At 59.8% G+C, this 11,525-nt stretch carries 10 protein-coding genes and 1 tRNA gene; 6 read left to right on the forward strand and 5 right to left on the reverse strand.

Translation table 11 applies throughout. The features are described 5' to 3' along the window. Positions 1-218 precede the first annotated feature (218 nt). Positions 219-3,170 carry an excinuclease ABC subunit UvrB gene (gene uvrB / locus JZY08_RS09010; protein WP_216329946.1) on the forward strand — a complete coding sequence of 984 codons (2,952 nt, stop codon included), beginning with the start codon at positions 219-221 and terminating at the stop codon, positions 3,168-3,170. 82 nt (positions 3,171-3,252) lie between these two features. Here the strand turns inward: uvrB and JZY08_RS09015 are convergent, their stop codons facing one another. Next, a complete protein-coding gene (locus JZY08_RS09015) occupies positions 3,253-3,852 on the reverse strand; it encodes a hypothetical protein (RefSeq protein ID WP_216329947.1) in 600 nt (199 codons plus the stop codon). Positions 3,853-4,042: 190 nt separating this feature from the next. Between JZY08_RS09015 and JZY08_RS09020 the strand changes: the two genes are divergently transcribed. Then, on the forward strand, positions 4,043-5,011 hold the full coding sequence (locus tag JZY08_RS09020) for an alpha/beta hydrolase family protein (protein ID WP_216329948.1): 969 nt from the start codon (positions 4,043-4,045) through the stop codon (positions 5,009-5,011). Between the two features lie 12 nt (positions 5,012-5,023). Here JZY08_RS09020 and JZY08_RS09025 read toward each other — a convergent pair whose 3' ends face one another. Then, positions 5,024-5,458 (reverse strand): DUF1801 domain-containing protein, encoded by a 435-nt coding sequence (locus JZY08_RS09025; protein ID WP_082182585.1) that lies wholly within the window; start codon positions 5,456-5,458, stop codon positions 5,024-5,026. 141 nt (positions 5,459-5,599) lie between these two features. Between JZY08_RS09025 and JZY08_RS09030 the strand changes: the two genes are divergently transcribed. After that, positions 5,600-6,055 (forward strand): PRC-barrel domain-containing protein, encoded by a 456-nt coding sequence (locus JZY08_RS09030; protein ID WP_003495090.1) that lies wholly within the window; start codon positions 5,600-5,602, stop codon positions 6,053-6,055. A gap of 157 nt (positions 6,056-6,212) precedes the next feature. Beyond that, on the forward strand, positions 6,213-6,824 hold the full coding sequence (locus JZY08_RS09035; protein ID WP_035242298.1) for a DUF922 domain-containing Zn-dependent protease: 612 nt from the start codon (positions 6,213-6,215) through the stop codon (positions 6,822-6,824). Positions 6,825-6,843: 19 nt separating this feature from the next. Here the strand turns inward: JZY08_RS09035 and JZY08_RS09040 are convergent, their stop codons facing one another. Continuing rightward, entirely contained in the window at positions 6,844-7,446 is a 603-nt protein-coding gene (locus tag JZY08_RS09040; protein WP_003495086.1) for a J domain-containing protein, read from the reverse strand. Positions 7,447-7,842: 396 nt separating this feature from the next. Between JZY08_RS09040 and JZY08_RS09045 the strand changes: the two genes are divergently transcribed. Continuing rightward, positions 7,843-8,196 (forward strand): nuclear transport factor 2 family protein, encoded by a 354-nt coding sequence (locus JZY08_RS09045; RefSeq protein ID WP_003495084.1) that lies wholly within the window; start codon positions 7,843-7,845, stop codon positions 8,194-8,196. Positions 8,197-8,256: 60 nt separating this feature from the next. On the opposite strand, the gene JZY08_RS09050 is transcribed toward JZY08_RS09045, so the two are convergent. Continuing rightward, positions 8,257-8,332: transfer RNA gene (locus tag JZY08_RS09050), tRNA-Thr, on the reverse strand. A 211-nt stretch (positions 8,333-8,543) separates the two neighbouring features. On the opposite strand from JZY08_RS09050, the gene JZY08_RS09055 reads away from it, so the two are divergent. Next, positions 8,544-10,283, forward strand: coding sequence for a diguanylate cyclase (locus JZY08_RS09055; RefSeq protein WP_082182586.1), 1,740 nt, complete (start codon positions 8,544-8,546; stop codon positions 10,281-10,283). An 18-nt stretch (positions 10,284-10,301) separates the two neighbouring features. Here JZY08_RS09055 and JZY08_RS09060 read toward each other — a convergent pair whose 3' ends face one another. Next, positions 10,302-11,411 (reverse strand): endonuclease/exonuclease/phosphatase family protein, encoded by a 1,110-nt coding sequence (locus JZY08_RS09060; RefSeq protein WP_216329949.1) that lies wholly within the window; start codon positions 11,409-11,411, stop codon positions 10,302-10,304. Positions 11,412-11,525: the final 114 nt, after the last annotated feature.

Below are 11,525 nucleotides of genomic sequence, written 5' to 3' on the forward strand. Positions count from 1 at the left end.
CAGTTTGAAAACGCAACCTTCATTCCGCCCGCATGGATTTGCTCTAGCGCATCGGCGCGAAAACCGGAATCGATTTTCGACAGCTTTCGGTAAAGCTGCATTCAGCCGCTACGCAACGCATCCGCCTTAATTTTGTTCCGCATGCCTGTTTCCTTTTTGTACTCATTTTTTCGCGGCCTCCCCTTCCCTTTGCGCGTGACTCCCTCCATATTTCGCGCATGGCCAGATCACCGAAAAATCCCTCGCCCTCGAACTCCGGCTTCGAGGAAGCCCCGCAATCGTCGTTCGAAGGAGCGCCGCTCAGCGGCAGCGTCGCCGACTGGGTGAAGCAGCTGGAGGCGGAAGCCGAGGCGGGCTCGGTGGAAACCCAGCGCGAAGTCGCCTCGAAAGCGGGCAAGCACCGCAAGAAGATCGAGATTGAAGCCCGCAAGGAAGCGGAAAAGGCGGCCTCGAAGACAGCGAAGAACACCACCGCGTCCAAGACCGCCCGTGGCGTTTCCATCGGCGCGTCGAGTGATCCGAAAACCCGGGCCGCCGCCGGTCTCAATCCGGTTGCGGGCATGGACGTGTCGCTGGAGGAGGCCGCCAATCTCGCGCCGGGCGCCGTCACCGCAACGGTGGATGCGCTGTCGAAACTGATCGAGAGCGGCAATCCGCTGTTCAAGGACGGCAAGCTCTGGACGCCGCACCGCCCGGCCCGGCCGCCGAAATCGGAAGGTGGCGTCGCCATCCGCATGGCCTCCGACTACCAGCCCGCCGGCGACCAGCCGACTGCCATTGCCGACCTGGTGGAAGGCATCGATTCCGGCGAGCGCAGCCAGGTGCTGCTCGGCGTCACCGGCTCCGGCAAGACCTTCACCATGGCCAAGGTGATCGAAGCAACGCAGCGCCCCGCCGTCATCCTCGCCCCCAACAAGACGCTGGCTGCGCAGCTCTATTCGGAGTTCAAGAACTTCTTCCCCGACAATGCGGTGGAATATTTCGTCTCCTATTACGATTATTACCAGCCGGAAGCCTATGTGCCGCGCTCCGACACCTTCATCGAGAAGGAATCCTCGATCAACGAACAGATCGACCGGATGCGCCACTCCGCCACCCGCTCGCTGCTGGAGCGCGACGACTGCATCATCGTCGCCTCCGTCTCCTGCATCTACGGTATCGGCTCGGTGGAAACCTACACCGCCATGACCTTCCAGATGCAGGTGGGCGACCGGCTGGACCAGCGCCAGCTTCTGGCCGACCTCGTGGCCCAGCAATACAAGCGCCGCGACATGGATTTCCAGCGCGGTTCGTTCCGCGTGCGCGGTGATACCATCGAAATCTTCCCCGCCCACCTTGAAGATGCCGCCTGGCGTATCTCGATGTTCGGCGACGAGATCGATTCCATCACCGAATTCGATCCGCTGACGGGCCAGAAGACCGGCGACCTGCAATCGGTCAAGATTTACGCCAATTCGCACTATGTAACCCCGCGCCCGACGCTGAACGGCGCGATCAAGTCGATCAAGGAAGAGTTGAAGGTCCGTCTCGCCGAACTGGAAAAGGCAGGACGCCTGCTGGAAGCCCAGCGACTCGAACAGCGCACCCGCTACGATATCGAGATGCTGGAGGCGACCGGCTCCTGCGCCGGTATCGAAAACTATTCGCGTTATCTCACCGGCCGTAACCCGGGCGAACCGCCGCCGACTTTGTTCGAATATATCCCCGACAACGCCCTGCTGTTCATCGACGAAAGCCACGTCTCGGTCAGCCAGATCGGCGGCATGTATCGCGGCGACTTCAGGCGCAAGGCAACGCTGGCCGAATATGGCTTCCGCCTGCCTTCCTGCATGGATAACCGGCCGCTGCGCTTCGAGGAATGGGATGCGATGCGCCCGCTCACCGTGGCGGTTTCGGCCACCCCCGGCTCGTGGGAGATGGAACAGGCCGGCGGCGTCTTTGCCGAACAGGTCATCCGCCCGACAGGCCTTATCGATCCGCCGGTGGAAGTGCGCTCCGCCCGTAGCCAGGTGGACGATGTTCTCGGAGAAATCCGCGAGACCGCCGCCAAGGGTTATCGCACGCTCTGCACCGTGCTGACCAAGCGCATGGCCGAGGACCTGACCGAATATCTGCACGAACAGGGCGTCCGCGTGCGTTACATGCACTCGGATATCGATACGCTGGAGCGCATCGAGATCATCCGCGATCTGCGCCTCGGCGCTTTCGACGTGCTTGTCGGCATCAACCTTCTGCGCGAGGGTCTCGATATTCCCGAATGCGGTTTCGTGGCGATCCTCGATGCCGACAAGGAAGGCTTCCTGCGCTCCGAAACCTCGCTGATCCAGACAATCGGCCGCGCGGCCCGTAACGTCGACGGCAAGGTCATCCTTTATGCCGATAACATTACCGGCTCGATGAAGCGGGCGATGGAGGAAACCTCCCGCCGCCGCGAAAAGCAGATGACCTATAACGCCGAACACGGCATCACGCCGGAATCGGTCAAGGCGAAAATTTCCGATATTCTTGATTCTGTTTATGAGCGCGATCACGTAAGGGCCGATATATCAGGCGCTTCCGGCAAGGGCTTCGCCGATGGCGGCCATCTGGTCGGCAACAATCTGCAGTCCCACCTCAACGCGCTGGAAAAATCCATGCGCGATGCCGCGGCCGATCTCGACTTCGAAAAAGCCGCCCGCCTGCGCGACGAAATCAAGCGCCTCAAGGCCGCCGAACTCGCCACCATGGACGACCCGATGGCGAAGGAAGAGGCCCGCGCCATTGAAGGCGGTGGAAAAAACAACAGGCGCAGCCACTTGTCGATCTCCCCTGAGGGGGAGACATCCGGCAGGACAGAGGCCGCCACAGGTGAAAAATCCCTCTTCGCCAAGCCGGCGCTGGACGAAATGGGCCCCGGTTCGGACGCGGGCAAACCGCTGTTCCGCAAGAACACGCTGGACGAGATGACCGTTGGTCGCACCGAGAAGCCGGTGCGTGGCGAAGTTCCCGGCAAACCCGAGACAGAGGCCGGCAAACGTTTCTCACCGCTCATGGAAGGTCAGCCGGAACGTGCGACCGATGATCCCCGCCCTCTCGTGCGCGGCAAGATCGGCGCGGGTTCCTATGAGGATCCCGGCGAACAGAAGCGCAAAAGCCGCACCAAGGGCAAGACGGGCCGGCCGGGGCGCTGACGCCCTCCCGGCGATATTCAGTCCCAGATATGTATATTGCGAAAAACATGGCCGGAGCACTCACGCGCTCCGGCAACGGCGATCAGCTTTCGCACTGTCTGATCCGTGCCGCGACCTGGCCCGCACCAAACACTTTCGTCAGATCCGCATCCACGGTCATGGCAATGTAGTCTTCATTTTCCGCAGGCTTGATGTAAGTCGAGAAATAGACCGGGCCGGTCGGGAGAACGCCTGTGACACAGGCCCGCAATATCTCGATCTCAGTACTCCCCCTGATGCGCGGCCCCTCGATGCGGGAGAGGCGCACCTTCTCCTGCAATGCTGCAAGCCGTGAAACCTCTTCAGGCTTTATTCTCCACACGCTTGTGGCGGTCCCCGCCCGCTTTTCCGCGTGGAACTGCGCGCGGGCCGCGGCGTCCTTATCCTCGATCAACGCAAATGTCTCGACAGTCTCGCCCTTTACGCCGTCTGTAACGCTGCGAACAATCATCACCGCATCACCGGAACCCAACGACAGATGGGCAGGAAGCTGCAACCCTACACGCACATGCTCGAAATTCATCGTCAGAAAGTCGAGCCGCATCAGCTTGGGAATACTCGAGATGGGCGTGGTCATGCAGCCGGTAAGGAAAAAAAGTAAAATAAGCGATCGTGTGAAACGCGATAACATCAATGGCACCATGTTCTAAATCCGAAATTATCAAATGTGTGCAATGGCCTTGGCGGGAACAATCCTTTCCGGACCTGACACCGTCATACCGGTCCGCAGATGTCAGGGAGTGACATTGCAGCAGTGTTACGTCTCCCGGAACTCACGGTTCCCTTAGACGTTGACCGCCCTTATGGAATGGCAAGCAGCAAGGAGACACGGCATGCATCTCAGAAATCTGGCCCTCTCATACCTTTTCCTCTCCTGCAACCCGAGCTTTGCCGGCCAGATCGAGGACGCCACGTTCCACAGTGCGGTCCTGAATGCGCCGCTCCCCGTCAACATCTACCGCCCGGATGGCGCTCCACCGGAAAACGGCTGGCCGGTGCTCTATCTCCTGCACGGCCACGATGGCGACCAGAACAGCTGGCGCAATCTCGGCAGTATCGAAAAGACGCTCGATACGCTCATCGCGGCCGGCGCCATCCGTCCGCTGGTGGTCGTCATGCCCGGCGTTAAAAACAGCTGGTATGTGGATTCCGCTGCCGTCGGCGGTCCCGGCGACTACGAGACTGCTTTGACCGGCGATCTGCGCCATCAGGTGGAAAAAACGCTGCCGGTGCGGAAAGACCGCGAAGGGCGCGCCATTGCCGGACTTTCCATGGGCGGCTTCGGTGCGTTGCATCTGGCCTATGGCCACGAGGACCTCTATGGCGCAGTGGCCAGCCTGTCCGGCGCAATCTGGCAGAACGTGCCCGCATCGGATCTCGACAAGACGCCCGCCGAACTGAAGCTCATTCAGGATAGCGCCTTCTTCCACCGCATCGACCGCACCACCGTCACCAGCGGCGTCGTGCTGCCCTCCACCGGCGATCACTTCTCCGGTGCCTTCGGCACGCCCTTCGACGCAAGACTTTTCAACGAAAAAAACGTCTTCACGCTCGTCGCACAGCACGTCGCCGAAAGCCAGGATTTGCCTGCCACCTATCTGACGGTCGGCGACGACGATGGTTTCTTCCTCTGGCGCGGCGCCATCGCCCTGCACGAAACGCTCCAGGCCGATGACCGCAAATCGGAGTTGCGGATCACCGATGGCGATCATGTCTGGTCCGTCTGGAAGGTTTCGATCATCGACGCACTGAAGTTCATCGATAGCGAATGGGACAAGGCAACGGACATCGCGAAGGATTGACCACCTTCTGGACTATTCAGCCTGGCTCTTCGCCCGCTTCTTCCCGGCTTTTCCGGCAAGGTTCAATGCGGCGGCCGAGCGGATCAGCGCCATAAGCGCCCCCCCGTCGATCTCATCTCCCTCGTGAAAGTCGATGGCGCGCCGCGTATTGCCCTCAAGGCTCGAATTGAAAAGACCGGCCGGGTCCTCGAGAGAGGCACCCTTGGCAAACGTCATTTTCACGGCGCTCTTGTAGGTTTCGCCGGTGCAGATGATGCCGGCATGCTCCCAGACGGGCACACCGCGCCATTTCACCTCCTCCGTCACATCCGGATCGGCCTTCCTGATCAGCGCTCTGATGTGGGCGAGCGTTTCGCCCCGCCAGTCGCCAAGCTCCGCGATCTTCCGGTCGATGAGAACCGATGGTGCGGTCTCTTCCGCGTCCCTGCTGATCGTATTTTTTGCCATAACGTCCTCCCCGTTTCCGCGTGCCAGTGCTCCCTATACCAGCATAAACCAAATTTTCCTGTCGTCCCATGCGGAACCAAATTCCCGCTCCACCGTTTCTTCCCCGAACGCAAGGTTCAGCATACAAAGGGAAGAAACATCATGAAAATCAAGGTCATCGCTCTCGCTGCCGCAGCAGCGCTCACGTCTTCCGTGGCATTTGCCCAGACGGCTGCCACCGCCCCTGCTGCCGGCGCCGATGCCACTTTGTCCGGCCCGGGTATCACCATGGGCACCAAGGCCAACGGCCCGCTGAAATTCGTCAATGTCCAGAAGACCGACCTCACCGCCTCCCAGCTCGACGGTCTGGATATCTATAACGCCCAGAATGAAAATATCGGCGAAATCGAGGATGTCGTGATCGGCGACGGCAAATCTGTGATCGGCCTGGTTGCAAGCGTTGGCGGCTTCCTCGGCATCGACAAGAGCTATGTGGTGCTCGACCCGGCTTCCGTCGCGGTTCACAACGACAACGGCACCTGGAAGGCCTATGTCGACACAACCAAGGAAGCGCTGCAGAACGCGCCCAAGCTCGACTACGACAAGCTGGACGACTGATACCCCTGCAGTCGCAAGCTTGACCCCCGCGATCCGTCGCGGGGGTTTTTCGTGCGTGGAATTTTCGCGCAGTTTCCGGCAATCCTTCTCTCGCTGCGCTTGCCTAGCAGCCCGGCTCTCGCCTATCTTCGGCGCGCAAGACACCAAGGATCGATGCGTGCCCGCCAAAACTCTCTCTTCCCTCACCATCAGCGCTGTGGCGATATTGCTGAGTGCCCTTCCGCTGTCAGCACAGACAGCCGACTGGAAGCCCGCAGAGCAGATTAAAACCTATGCGATCAGCGGCGATACGGGCGGTGCCCTTTACCAGTCCATCGGCGAACGCGGCCCGACAGCCGGCGTGCAGGCCATCGCCCACACCACTTTCAAGCTGACATGGCGGCGGGACTACCGCCCGCAGCCGGACGGCGCCTGCGTGCTGGCAACGGCACGGCCCAATCTCACCATCATCTATACCTGGCCGAAAGCCCCGGCCAGATTGCCGCAGGCTGTCGCCGCCAGCTGGAAAACCTTCATTTCCGGCGTGGAAACCCATGAGCGTGTGCATGGCGAACACATTCTCGATATGGTGAGAAAGATCGAGGCCTTCAGCACCGGCCTCAGAGCGGAAAACGACCCGAAATGTCAGAAGGTCCGCGTCGTTCTGCAGCAGCGGCTGGGCGAGCTTTCCAACGAGCAGCGCCAGCGCGGGCGCGATTTTGACCGGGACGAGCTTTCCCCGGGCGGCCGGGTGCACCAGCTCATTCTGGCTCTCGTCAACGGCCCCTGAAGAGGCTCCGCGACAACGCCTACTCCGCCGCCTCGCCTTTCAGCAAGGGTTCGGAGAGGGATATGCTTTCCAGCTCGTAGGAATAGCCTTCCAGCATCGTATAGGCCTGCTCGATGGCCTCGATCTGGGCTTCCGCATTGCGGATGGCTTCGGCGATGGACTGGCTGCGGGCACGCAGCATGGAGCTCAGCACATCGGTCTCCGGCTTCCTGCCCAGCCGGTCCATGTGTTTACGCACCCGTGTGCGGTGGCGTTCCAGCTCGAGAATGTGGAAACGGCTCTTCAGAATATCGTCGGTCAGCTTGCGGCGCATGGCGGCCACCGGGTCGAAGCTGCCGGGCTCGCGCTCGTCCAGAATGAACTCGTTGACCAGCGTTTCAAGCATCAGCAGGCCCTTGAGGTCCTTGGCATCGGCAAGCTGCGGATCGTAACCGGTGTCGTCGAATACCTTGCGGCGCACCGGATCCTTCAAAAGCTCGTAAGCCGTTTGCAGGCGTGCGAACTGCTCGCCATCACCGCCGCTGTCGGGATGGGCAGCCTTGGCAACCTTCCGGTAGGCCGACTTGATCGCCGCCTCGTCGGCATCGCGCTCCACGCCAAGCAAAACATAAGGATCGATCACAAAAACACCTTCAAACGCAACATGTTACCCGCGTGCCTTACACCATCCCCGTGCGCCGCACGGGCGGATCATAGGCCAAATCCACCCTCACGGCACCCCGCCCCGACCCTTAAACCGGCAAAGCCCACACAAAAGCCTTGCCATATGCCGCGTCGCGACCGGCGGAAGAGCCCTTGATACCGAAATTTGTCGGACCCAAGGCGACTATAATCGCAGGCGGGACAAAATTGTGGAAAGCGGCGGCAAAACATGCCGCCCATCGCGCACCATTCCTGCCGCAACCACTCCTGAAACAGCACTGCCAGGGACGTAACCGGCACGTTTTCAGGGGGTTATGGTGGAACGTCATCAACAGGTGTAAGCTTGGCTTTTGGATCTGAAGGGAGGAATGATCCGATGCCGCAAACCATTACCCAGACCGTCACGGACTATGTGCATGCCATGGCCTATGCGGATGAAGGCCTGATGCGTGACGTGTTCGATCCGCGCGCCAACATCGTCGGTACTTACGAAGGCGAAACCGAATGGCTGTCGCTGGAAGATTTCGTCGACCAGATGCGAAAAAGCGAACGCGGCCTCCCCGATCACGACCCCACCTTCGAAATCCTTGGAATCGACAAGGAGGGCGACAGCGCCTCCGTGAAGCTGACGACCCGTTTCGACGGCATGGATTTTTACGAATATCTGTCGTTGCTGGAACGCGAGGGCAACTGGTCGATCGTCCACAAGCTCTATCACATCAAGCCATAGGCATTGACGAAAGACACGCTAAAAAAACGGATGGGGTAAGGACAAGCCTTTAAAAAATACTGGTGCCCCCGACAAGGTTCGAACTCGTGACCCCCTGATTACAAATCAGGTGCTCTACCAACTGAGCTACAAGGGCAAGCCAGTGCCTTGCCAACTATCAGATTCTGAGTTGGTGTAAAGCGAAAATTCTCCGCACACCCTCGTTGGAGGTGTTTTCCACACCGTGTCGGACGCTGGCCGACATGGAAGCAATCGTGGCGAAAACCCTGTAAAATAAGCGAAGTATTTACGTGCGGCGGCTAAGATTGCGATAAACCATAACCATTCCAGCGGGAATAACGCATCAGATGCGCGCGAGCATACAGAAAATACAGCTGACAGGCACGATCATCATCGCCGTGAGTTCTATCCTGCTGGCCACCCTTGCCGCGCTGCCGAGCGTCTCCAACTACCTGCGCTATCGCAACAATTCCGAGCAGCTCACCCGCTTCGAAACCGCTCTCCAATCCGCATGGCTGGTGTCAGCCGAGCGCGGCCCCGCCAACAATCTGATGGGAGCAACCTCTGCGGATGTTAAGCTGGTCGAGGGTCTTGCGGCGGCGCGCAAGGCAACGGACGACAAGTTGTCTCAATTGGAAGCCTCTTTCGCCGTGGAGATCGCGACTCAGCCTGAACTTGCAAAAGCCGTTGCCGACACCCGCCGAAAACTGGCGCAATCGCGAGAGGCGGTGGATCAGGTTGCAGCGCTTCCGCCCGCCGCGCGCAGTCAAAGTGCCATGGCCAATGCCATTAAATCGATGTTCAAGGCGGCGGATAGCATCAATCTGCTTCGCGGCAGGGCTGCACGGTCCATCATCATGAAGACGCCGGATGTCGCGATCGACATTGCGATGACGGGTACAGCCGGTGTGATGCGTGACAGGATCGGCCGCCTCGGCTCCTACGTGGTCATGAGCCTGCAGGCGAACAGACAGGACCAGCTAAGCTATCGCGCAAAGTTCGACACCGAGATGCAGAGCCTCATGCTGCTCAAATCGTCGCTGTGGAATTATACCGCCGCTTATTTGTCGACACCGCGCCTGGACAAGGCGTTTCGCGATTTTGAGACCTATTATTTCGGCCAGGCGCTTCGCTATGCGCAGAACACGATTGCGATCGTCATGCCGTCCGCCCGCCCAAGCGTTCGCGGATTCTCCGAAAACTATATTCTCGGCATGCGGACCTCAGATACGCTGCGCGACCTCATTCTCGCGGAAACCCGGGCCAAAATGGAGAGAAAGAAGCAGGAGGCGCTGATCTATGGCGGGGTTTCGCTCCTTATCGCCAGCATCGCTGTTCTTGTCCTGCTGCGGCTGGCGTCGGTCTACAGGACGGCGCTGTTCCAGCCCATGCAATCCGTCAGAACGCAGATCGCCGCGATCGCCGCGGGCGATCTTTCAGAGGCGCTCTGTCAGGACAGGGTCGCCCCGGAAGTGAAGAAGATGTTCCAGGAACTCGATTTCCTGCGCGAACAGCTTCGCCAGAAGGGGGAAATGGAGAACCAGCAGCGCGCGCTAGCCGAACAGTTGCGCACGCTTTCCGAAACCGATGCGCTGACCGGCGTCTTCAATCGCCGCGCGCTGGAAAAAGCCGTTCGCACAATATTGACCGGCGAGGACCAGCTTCAGGCACTGGGCGTGATGATTGTCGACATCGATCATTTCAAATCGATCAACGACCGCTATGGCCACGCCATGGGTGACCTCGCCCTGCAAAAGACCGCTGGGCTCCTGAGGAGCGCATTGCGCAAGCACGATATTCTGGCCCGCTATGGCGGCGAGGAATTTGTGGTCGTGCTGCAGGATGTCAGCCATGCCACGGCCACGGCCACGGCAGATCGCCTGCGCCGCCTGATCGAAGCGCAGATCATCGATGAACAAAGCGGGCTGTCGCTGACGGCGAGTTTCGGCGTGGTCTGGCAGGAAGCGCGCACGATCAACAGCTGGGACGAGCTGATCGCGATTGCGGACGATCGGCTATACGAGGCCAAGCGTGCGGGCCGCAACAGGGTCTGGGCAACCTACTTTCCGAAGGTCGCCAACGGCTAGTCAGTCTGTAGTGACAGATCAGATCAGATCCAGCGTCATGACGACAGGGCAATGGTCCGAGGCCTTGGGACGGTCCCATCCGGTGCGCGGATAACGCTCCACCTCCTGCCCCGGCGGAAAAACCGTACGGTAAGGCTGGCCGGCGCGGATGATTTCGGGAACCCTCGTCGCATTGATCTGCGCAAGATGCGGGGAAAGCCAGATATAGTCTAGCTGGCACAGGTGCTGCTCCTGCGGGCCCCGCGAATGATACAGCGTCCAGCGATCCATGACTTCGCGGCGTGACATCGGATTGATCACAAACTCATCAGCCGTGAAGATATCGAGTGCACTCCTCCCCTCCTCGACGGGCGTGAAGCTGTAGCCGTTGCGCCGGTCGCCGGAAATCGCGATGCGTTCCTGATAATCATTCATGTCGCCGCAGATGGCGAAATTCTTGTTGCGGACATTGCCCGCACCCCAGCGGTTTTCAATGATGCGGCGAACGGCCATGGCCTCCGCCTCGCGGACCGGCATGGTGGCGAGCCGGGCATCGACCGGATCGCGGGAATTGGTCATGGATTTGAAATGCGTCACGTAGAGCGTCAACGGCTTACCGCCGATCCTCAGATCGATTTCCAGGCAATCCCGTTTGAAAATCTTGTCGTCGATCTGGTTGGTTGTCGCCAGCGCCGGATTGAAGAGATCGAGATTGCGGTAGGTCAACGCCGCATGGCTCTTGATGTCGACGACCTCGATCTTGTCTCCGTCACGCGTCTCCTCGCGCATGACGACGGCGACATCGATGCCGCGGCTGTCATTGCCTTCGACCAGATATTTCTGGAGGTAGCCGTTGCCGACCATCCGGTAGAGATAGCCATATTCGAAAGCCTGCAGGGCGGCCATGTTGTCGACTTCCTGCAGGCAGAGAATATCCGCATCCGCATCCGCGATGGCGAGCGCCGAAAGCTGGCGCGTATCGTCGGTGGAAGAGACTGTCCGCGCACTTTCCAGCGCCTGATAGGTCGCCTCGTCCCTGATATCGAAAAGCTGGATCGCCCTGTCGCGCCGCGTCTGGTTGCGAAAGCCGGTAAAATCAAAGCGGGTGAGGAGATTTTCGATATTGAAGGTGGCGAGCCGAAGCGACATGAATCAATCCTATTGCTGCAAGGAAAGCTTAACCGCTCCCGTTCCACCTCGCCAGTAGCCTGAGGCAAGTCGCGTTCGATCAGATTAACCACAATGGACCGTAGGACTCCGCAC

Origin of the sequence: Rhizobium sp. X9 (genome assembly GCF_018873185.1) — a bacterium.
GTDB classification, from domain to species: domain Bacteria; phylum Pseudomonadota; class Alphaproteobacteria; order Rhizobiales; family Rhizobiaceae; genus Agrobacterium; species Agrobacterium oryzihabitans.

Bases quoted from the DNA above. Each gene is read 5' to 3' on its own strand.
- uvrB (WP_216329946.1), top strand. From the start codon at position 219: ATGGCCAGATCACCGAAAAATCCCTCGCCCTCGAACTCCGGCTTCGAG.
- JZY08_RS09015 (WP_216329947.1), bottom strand. From the start codon at position 3,852: ATGGTGCCATTGATGTTATCGCGTTTCACACGATCGCTTATTTTACTT.
- JZY08_RS09020 (WP_216329948.1), top strand. From the start codon at position 4,043: ATGCATCTCAGAAATCTGGCCCTCTCATACCTTTTCCTCTCCTGCAAC.
- JZY08_RS09025 (WP_082182585.1), bottom strand. From the start codon at position 5,458: ATGGCAAAAAATACGATCAGCAGGGACGCGGAAGAGACCGCACCATCG.
- JZY08_RS09030 (WP_003495090.1), top strand. From the start codon at position 5,600: ATGAAAATCAAGGTCATCGCTCTCGCTGCCGCAGCAGCGCTCACGTCT.
- JZY08_RS09045 (WP_003495084.1), top strand. From the start codon at position 7,843: ATGCCGCAAACCATTACCCAGACCGTCACGGACTATGTGCATGCCATG.
- JZY08_RS09055 (WP_082182586.1), top strand. From the start codon at position 8,544: ATGCGCGCGAGCATACAGAAAATACAGCTGACAGGCACGATCATCATC.
- JZY08_RS09060 (WP_216329949.1), bottom strand. From the start codon at position 11,411: ATGTCGCTTCGGCTCGCCACCTTCAATATCGAAAATCTCCTCACCCGC.